The 16407-nt window shown below is 56.5% G+C and carries 13 protein-coding genes; 8 read left to right on the top strand and 5 right to left on the bottom strand.

Features of this window, described 5'->3' with window-relative positions:
* The first annotated feature begins 29 nt into the window (after positions 1-29).
* Positions 30-1055, top strand: a complete 1026-nt coding sequence (locus tag JWR17_RS12115; protein ID WP_299831701.1) for a LacI family DNA-binding transcriptional regulator — start codon at positions 30-32, stop codon at positions 1053-1055.
* Positions 1056-1098: 43 nt separating this feature from the next.
* Positions 1099-2097 (top strand): inositol 2-dehydrogenase, encoded by a 999-nt coding sequence (gene iolG, locus JWR17_RS12110; protein ID WP_299831698.1) that lies wholly within the window; start codon positions 1099-1101, stop codon positions 2095-2097.
* Positions 2098-2183: 86 nt separating this feature from the next.
* Here the strand turns inward: iolG and JWR17_RS12105 are convergent, their stop codons facing one another.
* A complete protein-coding gene (locus JWR17_RS12105) occupies positions 2184-3320 on the bottom strand; it encodes a catalase family protein (RefSeq protein WP_299831695.1) in 1137 nt (378 codons plus the stop codon).
* Positions 3321-3355: 35 nt separating this feature from the next.
* The gene (locus JWR17_RS12100; protein ID WP_299831691.1) at positions 3356-5164 is read right to left on the bottom strand and encodes a di-heme-cytochrome C peroxidase; all 1809 of its coding nucleotides are present in this window, start codon (positions 5162-5164) and stop codon (positions 3356-3358) included.
* Between the two features lie 370 nt (positions 5165-5534).
* On the opposite strand from JWR17_RS12100, the gene JWR17_RS12095 reads away from it, so the two are divergent.
* The 5 genes from JWR17_RS12095 to JWR17_RS12075 all read left to right on the top strand — a co-directional run bounded on the left by JWR17_RS12095 (position 5535) and on the right by JWR17_RS12075 (position 8527).
* Entirely contained in the window at positions 5535-6269 is a 735-nt protein-coding gene (locus JWR17_RS12095; protein ID WP_299831688.1) for an FKBP-type peptidyl-prolyl cis-trans isomerase, read from the top strand.
* A 483-nt stretch (positions 6270-6752) separates the two neighbouring features.
* The gene (locus JWR17_RS12090; RefSeq protein WP_299831685.1) at positions 6753-7205 is read left to right on the top strand and encodes a YkvA family protein; all 453 of its coding nucleotides are present in this window, start codon (positions 6753-6755) and stop codon (positions 7203-7205) included.
* Between the two features lie 145 nt (positions 7206-7350).
* Positions 7351-7692, top strand: coding sequence for a helix-turn-helix transcriptional regulator (locus JWR17_RS12085; RefSeq protein WP_299831684.1), 342 nt, complete (start codon positions 7351-7353; stop codon positions 7690-7692).
* Positions 7689-8054 (top strand): hypothetical protein, encoded by a 366-nt coding sequence (locus JWR17_RS12080; protein ID WP_299831681.1) that lies wholly within the window; start codon positions 7689-7691, stop codon positions 8052-8054. The genes JWR17_RS12085 and JWR17_RS12080 overlap by 4 nt, the downstream gene beginning before the upstream one ends.
* On the top strand, positions 8051-8527 hold the full coding sequence (locus JWR17_RS12075) for a sel1 repeat family protein (RefSeq protein WP_299831679.1): 477 nt from the start codon (positions 8051-8053) through the stop codon (positions 8525-8527). Before JWR17_RS12080 ends, JWR17_RS12075 begins: the two co-directional genes overlap by 4 nt.
* Positions 8528-8572: 45 nt before the next feature.
* Here the strand turns inward: JWR17_RS12075 and JWR17_RS12070 are convergent, their stop codons facing one another.
* Positions 8573-10342, bottom strand: a complete 1770-nt coding sequence (locus tag JWR17_RS12070) for a bifunctional diguanylate cyclase/phosphodiesterase (RefSeq protein ID WP_299831678.1) — start codon at positions 10340-10342, stop codon at positions 8573-8575.
* A 142-nt stretch (positions 10343-10484) separates the two neighbouring features.
* Positions 10485-12566 (bottom strand): carboxy terminal-processing peptidase, encoded by a 2082-nt coding sequence (locus JWR17_RS12065; protein ID WP_299831676.1) that lies wholly within the window; start codon positions 12564-12566, stop codon positions 10485-10487.
* 139 nt (positions 12567-12705) lie between these two features.
* Between JWR17_RS12065 and JWR17_RS12060 the strand changes: the two genes are divergently transcribed.
* Positions 12706-13668 (top strand): zinc-binding dehydrogenase, encoded by a 963-nt coding sequence (locus JWR17_RS12060; RefSeq protein ID WP_299831674.1) that lies wholly within the window; start codon positions 12706-12708, stop codon positions 13666-13668.
* Between the two features lie 134 nt (positions 13669-13802).
* Here the strand turns inward: JWR17_RS12060 and JWR17_RS12055 are convergent, their stop codons facing one another.
* Entirely contained in the window at positions 13803-15638 is a 1836-nt protein-coding gene (locus tag JWR17_RS12055) for an autotransporter outer membrane beta-barrel domain-containing protein (protein ID WP_299831672.1), read from the bottom strand.
* Positions 15639-16407: the final 769 nt, after the last annotated feature.

Here is a 16407-nt window from a genome sequence, read left to right as displayed (position 1 = left end):
AAAACCTCAGCCGCAGGCGTCTGCACACCATGCTCAGCCGTGCCAAACGATTCTCCATCAAGCAAATTGCGACTCAGGCGGGCGTCAGTAAAGCCACCGTTGACCGCGTGCTGCATCAGCGCGGAAGCGTTCATTACCAAACCAATCGGCGTATCGAACAGGCCCTGGAGGAACTCGAGGCTCAGGAGAAAACCGGATTGGCCGTGGGTCGAACTTTTCATATCGACGTGATCATGCACACGCCGAAACGCTTCAGTAATGCGGTGCAGGTGGCCATGACCACGCAGTTGGGCGGGCTGGCGCCGTTCCGGATTTACCCTCGATTTCATCTGTTCGAAGACATCGACCCGCAGCAGATGCATGACTTGATCCTGCGCTGCGCCGAGATTGGCAGTCAGGGCGTGGTGCTCAAGGCCGCCGATGAGCCGCAGATCAATCTGGCGGTAAATCAACTCACCGCTGCCGGGATTCCGGTGGTGACCCTGGTGACTGATTTACCGCAAAGCGAGCGCATTGGTTATGTGGGCATGGACAACCGCACGGCCGGGCAGACTGCTGCGTATTTGCTCTCACGGTGGCTCGACTCCAGCCCGCAGGAAGTGGCCGTGGTGTTCAGCAGTGATCGTTTTCGCGGGGAAGAGGAGCGCGAGATGGGCTTTCGCATGTGGCTACGTAAACGTGCACCCCACCTTCGGGTGCTGGACATCAGCGGCGGTTACGGCGTTTACGAGCCAACCTTCAAGCGCGTGACAGAGGAGCTTAACGCCCATTCCGAACTGAAGGCGGTGTACAGCGTCGGCGGTGGTAATCGAGCAATCGTCGATGCCTTCGCCGCGCTTGGTCGACCCCTAGAGGTGTTCATCGGTCACGATCTGGATGAAGAAAATCGCCAGCTGCTGGCAGAAGAAAAAATCGCAGCGATCATTGATCACAACCTGAACATTGATGCCCGACACGTATTTCTGCACATTCTGCAGTTTCACCGATTGTGGAAAACCGGTCCTATTCCTTCTTCAGAGGTACAGGTAGTGACCCCGTTCAATTTGCCCAACTAATGCGCTCAAACGCCTGAGCAACAATAAACAAAGGAGTTCGATCATGTTACGTATCGCTGTCCTCGGTGCCGGCCGTATCAGTAAGATCCACGCGGCCAACGTCGCCGCCAACCCCCGAGCCAACTTGTTGGTGATTGCCGATCCGTGGCGCGAAGGGGTCGATGCGCTCAGCGCGCAGTTTGACTGCGAGGCCGAGTACGATTGCGCGGCGGTGATGGAGCGGCATGACATCGACGCCGTGGTGATCGGTACGCCCACTCATACCCACATCGATTTGATGTTGAAGGCCGTGGCCAATGGTAAAGCGGTGCTGTGCGAGAAACCCATTGATCTGGATACCGACAAGGCGCGCCATGCGGTGAATGAGGTCGAACGCCTCAAGGGTAAGGTAATGCTCGGTTTCAACCGGCGTTTTGATCCCGACATGCTGGCCCTGCGCAAGGCCATCGCCGCTGGGCACATTGGCGAAGTACGGCAGGTCATTATCACCAGTCGAGACCCAGGACTGCCGTCCCGTGAATACCTGGCGCATTCCGGAGGGATTCTGCGGGACATGACCATTCACGATTTCGATACCGCCCGCATGTTGCTGGGGGAAGAACCCACCGAAGTCACGGCCATTGCCAGCCGACTGGTGGATACGGGATTGGTGGAGATCGACGATTACGACAGTGTCATGGTGCTGTTGCGTACAGCTTCCGGTAAGCAATGCCACATCAATTGCTGCCGCGAAGCGCTGTATGGCTACGACCAGCGGGTGGAAGTGTCGGGTGCCAAAGGCATGCTGCTTAACGACAACCATCGATCAAGCACGCTGCGGCTCTGGAACGCTGCCCAGACCGAGGCCCGCGAGCCGTTGTTGAATTTTTTCCTGGAGCGTTATGCCGAGGCCTACCGTAACGAGCTGGATCATTTTATCGATGCGCTCAACAACGACACACCGCTGCCTACCAGCGCGCGGGACGGTCTGTATGCGTTGCGGTTGGCGGATTGTGCGCTGGAGTCGATCAACACCGGGCGGACAGTGAAGGTGAGTTATTAGTTCTCGGTCGTCAAAGACCGGTAGGAGCCCACCGGTAGGAGCGAACTTGTTCGCGAATGAAGCGACGCGGTATGTCTGATGCACCCTTACTGCTCGGCGTTGCGACTGTGCCGGTACTCGCTCACCGCTTCGTACACCGCTTTGCGCAGGCGGTTGATGCCGCCAATCGGTCGGTGTTCAGCGATGCCGAACCAAGGATCGAATGACTGGTTATCGCACGCCAGATTAAGCGCTGGGGTATCGAAGTCCTGCGCGGGAATTCGCACCTTGGCCACGGTCTCGAAGGGTGCATCGCTTTCTTTCCATTCGATACTGGTGTCTTCGATGGGCATGAATTTGCCTGGGTCCTGCCGTTGGATCTGCAGCACGAAACACGCGGGCATCCGATCTGCCGACAACTGTTGATTCAGGGCGCTGCGCAAGAAGTTCGGCAACTTTTGGTTCTGCGGCGGCAAGCTGTACTGGGGGCAACTCTGCGGGTCTGGCGCGACCCTGAACTTGGCGTTGGCGGCGCCATATTTATACGGCGATACCGAATAATAAGTGCTCTCGGTCGGACTGTTTGGCGCCGGCGCCAGAGTACTCAGGGCGATGAACAGATGGCGGACTTGCCACGTGCGCGGGTCCCAGCCTGGAAAAAACGCTTGCGCAGTTTGCCCGGCGGCTTGGGCGGCAATGTTTTGCGCATATTCAGCGACGTCACTGACGAAGAAATTGGGATGGTTGAACATCACAAAATCCTGCTCGCCGCGCCCTTGTTGCTGGGCCAACAGTTGCGCACCGGGCACATCCATCAGTTTGATCGCCATGCCGCGAGCGTCTTTGGCACTGTCCATCTGGGGATAAGCATTGCCGTTTGAGAGGCGCATCGACGCGTGCCAGATCTTTCCGGGCTCAGCGAAGACGCCCTGGCGCAGCGCCGGGGCGAGGTCATTCATTACTTGAACCTCCGCCTTCACGCAGCCATGGGCTTTGGCATGGGCATCGCGCAGATACCGTGTGCTTTCCCGATGTTGATCGACGACGCTGATCGCAGTCTGGATGATGCCTTGGGTCATGGCGGATTCGCCGGGCGGAATTTGCTCCTGGGCTGAGACGGGGCCGCGGTGGTGCCATGAAAACCACGCGGTCGCCAGCACCCAGCCGATCAAGCCGAGCGCCAGCAGTAGCAGGAAAACTTTTCCCAGAAGCGCTCCGAGGCGAACCCAAAGGGTGGTCAGCATGTGTTGATCCTTGTGCAATTCAGGCTGCGTGAAAACTACTGCAGCTGAGTGTCGAGTGGGCCGCCGATTACCTTCAGGTACTCCACCAGCGCCCAGCGTTCTTCAGGCTGCAGCAGCCGGCCAATGACGCCGTTGCCAAGTGGGCCCGTGCGAAATTCATGGCCGCTGTTGTGGTTGCCGGAGATTTTTGTGTCAAACAGAAAGGCACCGGCGAAATTTTCGGTGCTATAGCCCACATGTCGCGGATCGAACTCGACACTGCCGGTATAGAAGGTCGCCGCACGTTCATCCTGAGGCGAGAGCAATTGATAGAGGCTTGGGACCGACCCGTTATGCAGGAAAGGCGGGGTAGCCCAGACACCGTCCAATGGTCGCGCGCGGTATGTGCGCTCTTCACGGACGCTGATGGGCAGTCCGAAGCCATCAAATTCCAGGGTTTGGGCCGGTGTCAGCTTCATATCGCGGTAAGCCCGGGCTTCAACAAAGGCCGTGATGTACGCCAGACCGGTGGTCATGGAGACATGGCTGGTGTCCAGTGGCACTTCTGCGGTGGGGTAGACCTTAACGTTTAACGCTGCGAGTTCTTTCGGGTCCCACTTGAGGGCGCTCAGGTCGTAACGCTGGTTGAAAATGTTATCGGCGGTGTTCGGGTCGGTGCCGATGTACGCAACGGGCAGATTTTTCAGTAACAGAACATCACGCTCAGGGGTTTTCTCTACCGAAGGTACGTGGCAGCCTGCGCAGTTCCTGGCAAACAGGGTCTTCCCCTGAGCAGCCCGTGAACGGTCGATGGCGCCCAGCAGCTCTTGCGGCCATACCGGCGCTTTTAGCCCTTGCAGCGTGACCTCGATGGTATGGAGATCGCTGATTCGCGCGCCTGACGGGTAACGGGCATCGCCGGTCAAGGCTTGGCCTGCGGCATCAAACATCGTCAATGTGGCGCCCACGCCCAGTGCCTCACCGATGTTGCGAGCCATGGGCTGCTGGGCAGAACCGTTCCACTGCACCCAGTCAAACTTCCAGATGTCCCAAAGCTGCGGATAATCCACAGGCGCGTTGGCCACGCGATAGTTCTTCTCGGAGACCCCGGCGCCAAAGGCCGCATTGGCTATGCGTCCAAACGCGTCGGTCCGGCCAGGCCCTTCTTGAGTCGGATAAAGCCCACGATGGGTGTCGTTCCAGGCTTCGTGGACGAAGGTATTCAGCGATTGCTTGAAATCCGTGCGCAATTGCTCGTGTTGAGCGTCGTAATTTTCGCCAAGAACGGTGCGCGCGAAGCGTTGGAATTTCCACGGGTTGTAATACGTCGAGAACAGGCTTGCCACTAATGCCTGACCAAAGCTGCCACCGCGCAAAGTAGGCACACTGGACGGCAATACGTGATGGGCTGCACCGCCGTCGATGCGCACGGCCTGGCCTTTAAAGCGCAGCTCTCCGGTGTGGCAAGCTGCGCAGGTGATGTCCAGGTACCGCTCGTTGCTTCCAGGATTGGTGTGTTGGGTAAAGCCAACGGGGAGGTTGCCCGGGTTCGCAGGCGTCGCGTGTTGTTTGGGGTCTACCAGGAAACCGAAACGCGCCAAATATTCGGGGGTGGCGAAGCGCTTTTCGGAGAAGGGCAGCTCCAGCGCGCCGAACCAATCGTAGCGCAGGCCTTTTACCTCAGTGCCCTGAGGCGTGAAGTAATACGTCTGGCGGTCTTGCTCGGTCCATTGATCAAGATAATGGACCTGTTCGGCAGGCACATAGACCGGCAGGTCTGGATTGATGACGTAATACAGAACGACCGCCAATACCAGGCCAAGCAGTGCCGCAATCAGCAATAACGCACGGGTTAAAAAGCGCAACGTGGAACCTCCTTGTCTATTTGTAGCCACCTTATGCCTGAGCCGGTGCGTTAGTGGCAAGTAGCCATTTCTTCAGATACGAAATCCCAAGTAATCACGCTACGCTGCGCTGGAACAGGCCCTGAGCGACAAAAATTGTTTCAATGGCCTGGTCTCGATCTTGTTTGTGAGAAGGCCGGAGCAGGCCATTGGCCGCCTTTGCCGGAGCTGAACCAATGCTGTACGAGTGGCTCACGCTGCAAGAAAACGTTTGGATACCTGAACTTATCTATCTTTTGTGCCTCTCATGCCGGTAGCCATTGATCGCGGCAGCCTGATAAGCTCGCGGCTTTACTCGTTTGCCCTTTTGGCGCATGAACAAGGAATTAGCATGAAACAGCATCGGTTGGCGGCGGCGGTAGCCCTGGTTGGTCTGGTACTGGCGGGTTGTGACTCGCATACCAACGTAGAGCTGAAAACCCCGGCCCAAAAAGCTTCGTACGGTATCGGCTTGAACATGGGCAAAAGCCTGGCTCAGGAAGGTATGGATGATTTGGACTCCAAAGCCGTAGCCCAAGGCATCGAAGATGCCGTCGGCAAGAAAGAGCAGAAACTCAAGGATGACGAGCTGGTCGAAGCCTTTGCTGCTCTGCAGAAACGCGCTGAAGAGCGTATGGCCAAGATGAGCGAAGAGTCGGCGACTGCTGGCAAAAAGTTCCTCGAAGAAAACGGCAAGCGTAAGGAAGTGACGACTACTGCTTCCGGCCTGCAATACGAAATCATCAAAAAAGCCGATGGCCCTCAGCCTAAGCCGACCGACGTCGTGACCGTTCACTACGAAGGCAAGCTGACTGATGGCAAAGTGTTCGACAGTTCAGTTGAACGCGGCAGCCCGATCGATCTGCCGGTAAGCGGCGTGATCCCGGGTTGGGTCGAAGGTCTGCAACTGATGCACGTTGGCGAAAAGGTCAAACTGTACATCCCTAGCGACCTGGCCTACGGCGCACAGAGCCCGAGCCCGACTATCCCTGCCAACTCGGTATTGGTATTCGATCTTGAACTGCTGGCCATCAAGGACCCTGCAGCTGCAGCTGCGGACGCTCCTGCTGCACCTGCCGCCAAGTAATCGAGCCTTTCTGGTTTGACCGCAACGCCCCGTCCCGACGGGGCGTTGTCGTATCTGGTGTTTGACAGCGAACAGATCGCAGTCAATGCAGTCGTAATATCGTTGACAGATCGCTTGATCGTCGGGTGATTGTAGGACGATCAAGCAATACCTTCATTCGAGGGTGGGGGTAGCTTTTGTGAGCCACCAAGTCAACGATTTTGTATGATTTTTAATGTGAGTAAAAAACGCCCGATCTGAGCCAAAGCCATAGGGGACGGGGGTTTCAGGTCAAAAAAGTGGCTCTGTTCACAAGGTTATCCACAACTTGTGTGGATAACATTTAAACGGCGATGGAATGGCCATCTGTACTTCAGTAAACGCGCGCTCCATGCAGCCTGTGGGGGAGCGAACTCAATCGAAACAGGCCTGTACAGCATGCCTTCAGGTGATTGCGAGTAGCCTTTATCCTACGAGGTGTCGCGGACATTCAACGGAGTCGATATGAAAATACCTTGGAATCTGGTTCGATTTATACCCATGGCTCAGCGCTTGATCACCGCTGGACGTCTGCCCGCGTTGCTGTTCGCGGTGGCCCGCAAGGGCTCGGCGGAAGGCAATCGACTGGGTAAGCTCAAAGACGATCTGCGGCTGCTTCAGGCACTGTGCCTTGCTTATTGGCGCGGAGAGTACCGTGCGATCAGCCCCAAGGCAATGGTCTCGGTGGTGGCAGGACTGATGTACTTCCTCAGCCCCATTGACCTCATCCCGGACTGGATTCCGGTGTTCGGTATGCTGGATGACATCGTCGTGCTGGGCTGGGTCATGAAGACCCTGGAAGCCGAACTGGACGCTTTTCGGGCCTGGCGTGCCGCGCAGTCGGTTGAGAAGCTGGCAGTGGTTGAACGGTTGCCTGCAACGCCTGCATTGCTTGAACTCGAACATCGCAAAGATTGATTCGCGGTGAGTTTGCTCGGTAATAAATCAGAACGAGTAAACCCACGGCGTATTCAATGCACGCACCCTGCGTAAGTACGCTGTTAAGATGCCCCTACACGGAAAATCCTACACGCGAAGTGATGTAGTTCTACAGGGGGTGTTTATGGATCTTCAGATAATTTCACGCGATGGAGAGCCAGAGTACGCAATTTTGCCATGGTCCCAGTACCAGGCTTTGCTCAAGGCCGCAGGCGCCGATCAATCATCACCGCCACGTCAATCAGCAAAACCTTCCCCAGTAGCGCCCGAAGTCCTTCCGGGCCTGGATCAGTTAAGTGCGTTGCGCGAGGCCAAAGGCCTTGAAGTCGCACAATTGGCGCGCACCGTGGGCATCAGCCCTTCCTACCTGGGGTTGATTGAAAGCGGCGTGCGCGTGCCAGACGCTGCCATCAGTCGAAGTCTGGCCTGGGAGCTAGGCGTCGCCGGTTGGCGAGGTGAGCCATGAGCGTCCGTATCAGCCGCCAACATTGGGAAGGCTTATTGGCTGAACTGGACCAGGCTCGCCGCCAGCGACATTTGTTGACTTACCGAGCGCTGCTTGAGCGCTTGCAATTACCCAGCCCTGCCATGCAAACGTTGACTGCCGCACTGGAGCATCTGGCCTCATTAGACGCGCGTGCGGAGCAGCCTTTGCGCAGTTCGTTGGTGATCAGCCAAGGCGCCAGCCGCCTGCCGCGCACCGGTTTCTTTGAATGCGTCGAACGACTGGGTCGATTTTCCGGCCCTTCGGACGGCATCGCTGCAGCGTCGTGGCACGCTTCTGAAGTAGTACGCGTCTTCGAATATAGCTACCCGGAACTCGCATGATCCAACCCTTTTGGTACCTGCGCGCACGCTTCACCTATCTGTTGGCGCGACGCCTGTATCGGTGGTCATGGTTGGTGGAGCAACCCAGGGGATGGCAGTGGCTCGAGGGCCAGTATTCGCAGATGGCCTACTTGGGCGATCACGACGCCGAGAGCTTCTACGGGCACATCCTGGTTTTTCGTGGCGACGGGCAGGGCGCCCGCGACGAAGGGGCACGACTGATGCGCCTGGCCGCCATCGGTGGCCACCCCAAGGCTGCGTATCAACTCGGTGTGATGAGTCTGACGGGAGACCTGCGCAACGCCCCGGACGCCCTTGAGGCCGCGCAGTGGTGGGAAATGGCAGTTATAGCTGGCCATCCACTGGCGCCGATTAAATTGTCGCAGCTGTACAAGATGGGTGGTCCGAATCTGCCCCCTGAACCGGAGCGGGCGAAGGCGTTTGAAGGGCTGGGGAAACCCCATGGGTTTTAGGGTTGGTGTTACGCAGAAGCAGGGTAGGGCTTCTCCCAAGCGGCTTTAACTCTCCACAACCTCATGATCCAGCGTATCAATCACATGCACGCTAGCCCCTGAAATATCCTTGGCGTAGTGCTTGGCTTGTGATGCCATCTCAGCCAACTGACTGGCGTCCAGGTGCCCGCAGGCCTCGGGCCGTAGGTGAACGACGCCAATTGACAGTGACAACAGCGGGAACTCCTGGCGTTGGCCCTGGCGATTCAAGGCCGTGAAGTAACCCAACTCCACATGCTCAGCGCGGTAGAACCGGCGGCACTGATTCTGGAAGTCTTCCAGCAGCAGATTCAGGCGTTTACGCCAGTCTTCTGAACCCAGCACCATCAGGAAATCATCACCGCCGATGTGCCCGACAAAATCTCGGCTGGGGTCGATGCGGTCGTTCAGGCATTGCGCCAGGCACAGCAGCACTTCGTCGCCACGGCCGTAGCCGTAAATGTCGTTGAACGGTTTGAAACTGTCGATATCCACGTAGCAGATCATCGACTCGCGGCCTTGTTGCAGCAGGCGCGTAAGGCATTGCTGGATCGGCACGTTGCCAGGCAACAAGGTCAGCGGATTGGCATAACGCGCTTGTTGAATTTTTAATTCGGTAATCAGCTTCAATACGTCAATCACCCGGCCCAACCCCAAATAAGCCCCGTTGGCGGTGATGATGAAGTCTTCTTCGATACGCTGTCGGGCACGGCTGGTGAGTAAGCGGCTGACCTGTTGCAGTGACTGATTCAGCTCCACCGCGAGAAAATCGTCGCTCATCAAGCGGCTGATGGGCTTGCGCGCGAACAGGTCGGTGGCAAACGGCTTGAGCAGCGCTTCAGACAACGAATGACGATGGACAATGCCGCAGGGCTTCAATGACTCGTCCAGTACCGCTAGGGAATTCAGGTTGGCTTGTTTGCGAAAATATTCGAGCACGCTGGCGGTCGGTGTCGATTGATTGACCGCAGGTTGTTCATTCAGCAGCGCGCTGAGGTCCGGCGCATCTTCATTGAGGGCTGCTACCATGGGCGCAGTTTTAGGCAGTAACGCATGGGCATCCCGGGGCGGATGCTCTTGCGGACGGCAGAGCAGATAGCCCTGCACCAAGTCCACGCCCATATCGATGAGCACCGCCAACTCCTCCTGCAATTCAATGCCTTCGGCAATCACCAGCGCACGGGACGCTTTGGCCATTTGCAGCATGGAGCCGACGAACTCACGTTTGACTGCGTCCTGGTGAATGCCATCGATGAAGTGTCGGTCAATCTTGACGTAGTCCGGGCGCAGTTCTGACCACAGACGCAGGCTTGAATAACCGGCACCGAGATCATCCAGCGCGATGGTAAAGCCCATGTCGCGGTAATGGTGCAGCGCTTTGTACAGCAATTCGAAATCGTCGGTGGGCGTTTGCTCGGTCAGCTCGATGACCACTTGGCTGGGGGCGATGCCGTAGGTTTGTAGCAATTCCAATGTACGGCCGGGCGGGTGTGTAGGCTCCAGCAGCGATTCCGGGGAAACGTTGAGGAACAGCTTCCCCTCGAGTTTCTGCTCACTGAAGCGTCGGCAGGCAGATTCCCGGGCGGCTATTTCCAGTTCACTCAAGCGACCCGCCTGCCGCGCAATGGCGAACAAGTTCACGGGGGAGTGCAGGGGGCTGTTGGAAGGCCCTCGGGTCAAGGCTTCATAACCGAGAATTCGGCGCTCCGACAACGACACTATCGGTTGAAACAAGCTGTGCAGATCACCTTGACCCAGAATTGAGCTCAGTGCACACAGCTGTTCAGTGACGGTCATGGCGATCTCGGCGCAAGAAAAAGGGGCTGAGCACATTGCGCTCAGCCCCTCTATTTCACGACAGATTCATGACTGTTTGATGACCAATTGCGTCTATGTGAAACTAATTGGCCATCATTTTCTAATCATGCGCTCCGTGTGGTTACTTCTTTGCGACCGCCCCATTCAAATTCAGGTAGTCGATCAAGATACGGCCGGTCTCCGACAGGTAAGCGTCGTCCTCCGGTTTAGTCTTGTCGTCATCCGCGGGCAGCGCGTCTTCGTCTTCTTTCTTCAGCTCTTTGAGCGGGTCTTGACCTTTAGCCTTGCGCCGGATGTTTTCCAGTGCCAGTTGCTTGCCTTCAATGTCGGTGTGTTGAGCACGACGTTCGGCTTCGTTCAGGCTGACGGTTTTTTCGGCCATCAACTTCTGTGCGAGGTCCAGACGGTTTTCGATGAAGACAAACTCAGGGTCTTTCGACGAACGCGCATCGTGCCGTGCCTTCAATTGCTCAAGGAACGGTTTGAACGGATCCACCACCGGCTTGATAGCCGGCTTGATGGTGTCGTAGACCATTGATTCTGGAAGCGCGCTTTCGCCGATTTCCTTGGTGTCGATGATCGACGGGTACGCGATATCTGGCAGTACGCCTTGATGCTGGGTGCTCTGCCCGGAGACCCGGTAGAACTTGGCCAGGGTCAATTTCAGTTCGCCATGATTCAGCGGCTGAATGGTCTGCACCGTGCCTTTGCCGAAGGTCTGGCCACCGATAATCAATGCGCGGTGATAGTCCTGCAGGGCACCGGCGAAAATCTCGGACGCTGACGCTGACAAGCGGTTGACCAGCAACGCCATCGGGCCTTTGTAGAAAGCGCCGGTGTCTTCGTCTTCAAGCACATCGACCTTGCCGTCTGCATTACGCACCAACACGGTAGGGCCTTTGTCGATGAACAGGCTGGTCAGCTCGGTGGCTTCCTGCAATGAGCCGCCGCCGTTGTTACGGAGGTCGATGACCACGCCATCCACTTTTTCGGCCTGCAGTTCGGTCAGCAGTTTTTTCACGTCCCGAGTGGTGCTTTTGTATTCAGGATCGCCAGCACGGTAGGCCTTGAAGTCCAGATAGAATGCCGGGATTTCGATCACGCCCAATTTGTAGTCGTGGCCGTCCTGCTTGAGGTTAAGGATCGACTTTTTCGCCGCCTGCTCTTCAAGCTTCACCGCTTCACGGGTAATCGCGACGATTTTGCTGGTGTTGTCGTTAGGCGCGTTGGTGGCCGGAATCACTTCCAGGCGGACAACAGAGCCTTTGGCACCACGAATCAGCTTGACCACTTCGTCCAGACGCCAGCCGATCACGTCGACCATCTCTTTGTCGCCTTGGGCGACGCCAATGATCTTGTCTGACGGAGCGACCTGTTTGGTTTTGGCGGCAGGGCCAGCCGGAACCAGGCGCACGATTTTCACGTTGTCGTTGTCGCTCTGCAACACGGCGCCGATGCCTTCCAGGGACAGGCTCATGTTGATGTCGAAGTTTTCCGCGCTGTCCGGGGACAGGTAGTTGGTGTGCGGATCGTAGGACATGGCGAAGTTGTTGATGTAAGCCTGGAACACGTCTTCGCTGCGGGTCTGTTCCAATCGCGCCAATTGGTTCTTGTAGCGCTTGGTCAGCAGTTCTTGAATAGCCTTGGGTTCTTTGCCGGCGATCTTCAATCGCAGCACTTCATCCTCGACCCGCTTGCGCCACAGATCGTCCAGCTCGGCGTCAGACTTGGCCCAAGGGCTGTCCTTGCGGTCGATCAGCAAGGTTTCCTTGGTGGTGAAGTCGAACTTGTCGACGCCCTTGTTCAGCTCCGCCAGGGCAAAGTCCAGACGCGATTTGACACGATCCAGGTAGCGCTTGTAGATGGTGAAACCGGCGTTCAGGTCGCCGCTTTTGAGGAAATCGTCGAACTGCACCTTCCACTTGTCGAACTCAGCGATATCACTGGCCAAAAAGTAGCTGCGGGACGGGTCGAGCAGCTTCAGGTAGCTGTCGTAAATAATGACCGAACGCTTGTCATCCAAAGGCGGCTTGCTGTAGTGATGCCTTTTGAGCAGCTCTACGATGTTCAGGCTCGCAATGACCTCTTCGCGGTCAGGCTGAAGGTTATCCCAGCTGTTAGCGGCAAATACGCTGGTGGACATGGGCATGACACTCAGGCCAATGAAGAAGGCGAGTGCGGTGCTGGGGAGATAATGCTTCATGCTGATTCGACGCGGGGGCAATTGATAACGCATATTAGGCCGTCTTTTAGATCGCCGGTTCCGTCGGACCCGGTCGCATAATGCAAAAAGCCCGTGCGTCTATAGCACCGGCTCAGTCCAGAGTCACTATGGAGGCACCGTGAAGGCATTGCAAGGCGTTGAAGGGCATGTGGAATGGCTGGAACAACCCGACTTGACCTGTGACGTCGGTCAAGTAAGGATTCGGATCGCGGCTGCGGGGCTTAATCGCGCCGATTTATTGCAGCGTGCGGGACTCTATCCGCCGCCGCCGGGCGCCAGTCTGGTGCTTGGGATGGAGTGTTCCGGGGTGATCAGCGAAGTCGGTGCGGGCTCGTCCTGGCAGGTTGGAGACCGTGTCTGCGCGCTATTGGCGGGGGGTGGTATGGCCGAAGAAGTGGTGGTGGATGGCCGCCACGTATTGCCAGTTCCCGACGGGATGTCATTGCCGGAAGCTGCGGGTATCCCTGAGGTTTACGCCACTGCATGGTTGAATCTGTTTCAACTGGCGGCGTTGAAGCCCGGTGAGAAAGTCTTGCTGCACGCAGGTGCAAGTGGAGTTGGTTCAGCCGGCATTCAGCTGTGCAAAGCCTTTGGCAACCCGGTATGGGTGAGCGTCGGCTCGGCAGAACGTTTGGCGTATTGCGAAGCGCTTGGTGCTCAAGGCGGAGTGGTACGTAGCGACAACCTTGAAAGCTTGAAGGACTTGGGGCCATTCAATGTGATTCTTGATCCGGTGGGCGGCAATTACGCGGCACTGAACCTGAAAATCCTCAGCGTCGACGGCCGGTTGGTGTTGATCGGTTTAATGGGAGGACGCGAAGCGCAGCTGGATTTGGCCCAAGTATTGGCCAAGCGTATTCACCTTTTGGGATCGACCTTGCGCAGCCGCGATGACCAGTTCAAAGCCGACCTGCTCAGGGATCTGGGTCAGCATGTCTGGCCACTGTTTACCGAAGGTCGCCTGAAGCCGCAATTGGCGCGCTCATTCCCGGTCAAGGACGCCGAAGCGGCCTTTGCGGAACTGGCGACCAATCAGGTGTCGGGCAAGGTCGTGTTGGTGATCGACGAAAGTTTGATCTGACGCACGGCTGTCTCGGCTGTCTGTAGGAGCCAACTTGTTGGCGAGGCAGGCAACGCGGTGCTTCTCTAGCACCGCGATGTCGCTTATATCGCCAACACGTTGGCTCCTACAGACTAATGTTCAAACGGTGTTACTTACCAGGAATAACGCAACCCCAGATTGACACCCCATGGTTGTTCAATGTGTTCACCATTGCTGTAGTCCACATCGCCATGTACCTGCCATTTGTCTGTGAGTTGGGCTGCGATACCCGCTCCAATTTCACCACGGCTACCGGACAGATTGTTTCTGAAGGTCGTTGTGTTCACCTGGACTTTGTTGTTGTTGGCAAATTCATGTGCCAAGGCCACTTTCATATAAGGCTGTACGAAACCGCCTTTTTCCAACGGGAAATTACGCCCCACGCTTGTACCGACTTTACCCAGAAACGAATCGGCTTTGTTGCTGCTGGCATCCATTCCGTTGTTCAGCGAGTAGTTTTGACCATCGACCCACAAGGCAGAGAACTGGGTGAAGGGTTCGACGAACCAGTTATCCGCCAGTTTGATATGTTTGCCGGCTTCGATAGAGCCGCCGATGCCGTTGTTGTTGTAGTCGCCGTTAGACAGAGTGCCGTCGCTCATGCGGACGTCAGATCTGTTCTTGAAATGGTTAGCCTTGATGATTGCGTCGATGTAATAACCTTCGCTGGACAACCATGTGCTGTAAACACCGATATAGGAACTTTTAACGGTGCCATTGGTGCCTGAAGCAATGTCCAGATCGGATTTGCTGTAACCAGCCATCACCCCCAGCAGCCATTGCCCGTCGGAGGTTGGCAACGCACCGTCGGCACCGAACGAAATACCCTGTTGGTTCTGCGAGTAATCGCTGCCACCCCCGGCCGAGGTGTTGTATTTGTTGCCATAGGCGCGCATCCAGCCACCACCTGCGGATTGGCCGTAACGCAATTCACCCATGCGGCTGCGCAATGTCGACAGTTCGCCATACCAGACAGTAGGTGCAGCGCTGAACAAATCGATCACCGACTGGGTGCCCGGAGTGACGATCGGGTCGCCATTATCATCGAGTTTCTGCACCAAAAACCAATCGGTCCCCCGTTGCTCCAACCCGTAGGCGAACGTACCGAGATCCACTTGACCACCCACCACGCCGAATGCGGCGTCGCTGCCTGCGCCAGTGTGTACGACCTGTTGATCCTGGTCACCTTTGAGTGGTTCGGCGCCGGTGTTCTTGATTTGTAAGTCGTAGTTGCCAGTAGCGTGCCCAGTCACGTTCACCAGGTCGCTTAGATGGGCTGCCAGGTCCGTGTCCATCACGAAGCGGCCGTTACCCGAAAGCGTGGCAACCGTCAGGGTTTCAAACGTTCCCTCTGTAGCGCCCAGTTTGACCGTACCGGCGTTCATGCTGAGGTTGGTGACGCCATTGCCGTCGCCAGTAGTCCAGACAGAATTGTCCAGGCTCAGGTTTTCAACATTGCTCAGGTTGCCGCTCACCGACGAATTACCCGTCAGGTTGAAGTTCTCTACGTTGGCGATATTACCGGTGACACTGGAGTTATTATGTGCATTGAGGTTAGTGGTGTCGGTCAGGTTGCCCGAGAGGCTCGAACCGTTATTCAAGGTGAAGTTTGCAACGTTGTTCACGTTACCATTGAGGGCTGCATTGTTTTGCAGAGTGACGTCGGCTGCCGAGCCCGCATTAACCAGCACATCCCCGGTCAGCCGGCTGTTATCGACGGTTATCCCCGCTGTCGAATTGTTCGCGACCTCCAGGATAATCCCGTTGCCGCCGGACAGGGTGGAACCGTTCTGCATCGTGATAGTGGCATTGCCCGGGCGAGCATCATCGTACGAACCAACAATGATCGCGCTGCCGTTAGTGCCAGTAACGGTCGAGTTATCCACCGTTAACGTTGAGGAGACGTTTGATCCCCCGGCAGAATCCGGGCTGATCAGAATGCCGTTCATATCCCCCGTGACCCTGCTGTTATTGGTGAGGCTCGCCTGGCCGGCGAATAAGGCTATCCCTACTCCACCGTTTAAAAAGCCAGTCCCCCCCGCGTCGGTGCCGTTCACGATTGTGTTGGACAGGTTGATTTCTCCGAAGGCATTACTGATACCTCTGCCAGATCCAGAGATGGTGCTGTCGGTTACCGTTGCCTTAGTGCCGGGCGTACCTGCAAGATCGGTAATCAGGCTTAATCCAAAATCGCCGGTGCTAGTAATGTTTGCGCCGCTAATAGTGGCAGTACTTTGATTAAGTTGAACGCCGGGCCCTGTTGAGCTGAAGGTGCTGCTACCGATCAAATTAACGGTTGAGCCGGACGAAGCCCGAATAGTGTCGGTCGTTCCCAGAGGCGTTACGTTCAGCGTAGAGCCGTTTATTAGTTGCCATGTATCGGGCGCGTCTCCGGCGTTAACGGTGGCGCGTTGGCCGTTAAGATTACCCGCCAAAACGGTCGGAACGTTGCAACAGACTGCCAATGCGACGGCACAGGTTAGTCGGGATCTGATAAATAGCTGTTTCACGAGGGACACCTCCATGGCGTTAAAAGTGGCGCGCATTATCCGTAATTGATAGTAGTTGCTATGTAGGACTTTTCTGAGATGTTTGTAGGAGTGGTCCTACATTTTTGCATAATTGTAGGAATGCCTCCTGCGTGGCGATAACAAACGCAGGCTTATCGCGAAATGCGATAGTAATGCTTGGGCAATGAAGTGATGAAAGGGATTTTTG

Origin of the sequence: Pseudomonas sp. (genome assembly GCF_028293835.1) — a bacterium.
Lineage (GTDB): Bacteria > Pseudomonadota > Gammaproteobacteria > Pseudomonadales > Pseudomonadaceae > Aquipseudomonas.
Note: the sequence above shows the minus strand (reverse complement) of the source record. Positions and strands in the feature narration are given on the sequence as shown.

What these genes read in the sequence shown, in the direction of transcription:
- JWR17_RS12115 (WP_299831701.1), top strand. Translation starts at nt 30, where the DNA reads ATGCTCAGCCGTGCCAAACGATTCTCCATCAAGCAAATTGCGACTCAG.
- iolG (WP_299831698.1), top strand. Translation starts at nt 1,099, where the DNA reads ATGTTACGTATCGCTGTCCTCGGTGCCGGCCGTATCAGTAAGATCCAC.
- JWR17_RS12105 (WP_299831695.1), bottom strand. Translation starts at nt 3,320, where the DNA reads ATGCTGACCACCCTTTGGGTTCGCCTCGGAGCGCTTCTGGGAAAAGTT.
- JWR17_RS12095 (WP_299831688.1), top strand. Translation starts at nt 5,535, where the DNA reads ATGAAACAGCATCGGTTGGCGGCGGCGGTAGCCCTGGTTGGTCTGGTA.
- JWR17_RS12090 (WP_299831685.1), top strand. Translation starts at nt 6,753, where the DNA reads ATGAAAATACCTTGGAATCTGGTTCGATTTATACCCATGGCTCAGCGC.
- JWR17_RS12085 (WP_299831684.1), top strand. Translation starts at nt 7,351, where the DNA reads ATGGATCTTCAGATAATTTCACGCGATGGAGAGCCAGAGTACGCAATT.
- JWR17_RS12080 (WP_299831681.1), top strand. Translation starts at nt 7,689, where the DNA reads ATGAGCGTCCGTATCAGCCGCCAACATTGGGAAGGCTTATTGGCTGAA.
- JWR17_RS12075 (WP_299831679.1), top strand. Translation starts at nt 8,051, where the DNA reads ATGATCCAACCCTTTTGGTACCTGCGCGCACGCTTCACCTATCTGTTG.
- JWR17_RS12070 (WP_299831678.1), bottom strand. Translation starts at nt 10,342, where the DNA reads ATGACCGTCACTGAACAGCTGTGTGCACTGAGCTCAATTCTGGGTCAA.
- JWR17_RS12065 (WP_299831676.1), bottom strand. Translation starts at nt 12,566, where the DNA reads ATGAAGCATTATCTCCCCAGCACCGCACTCGCCTTCTTCATTGGCCTG.
- JWR17_RS12055 (WP_299831672.1), bottom strand. Translation starts at nt 15,638, where the DNA reads ATGAACGGCATTCTGATCAGCCCGGATTCTGCCGGGGGATCAAACGTC.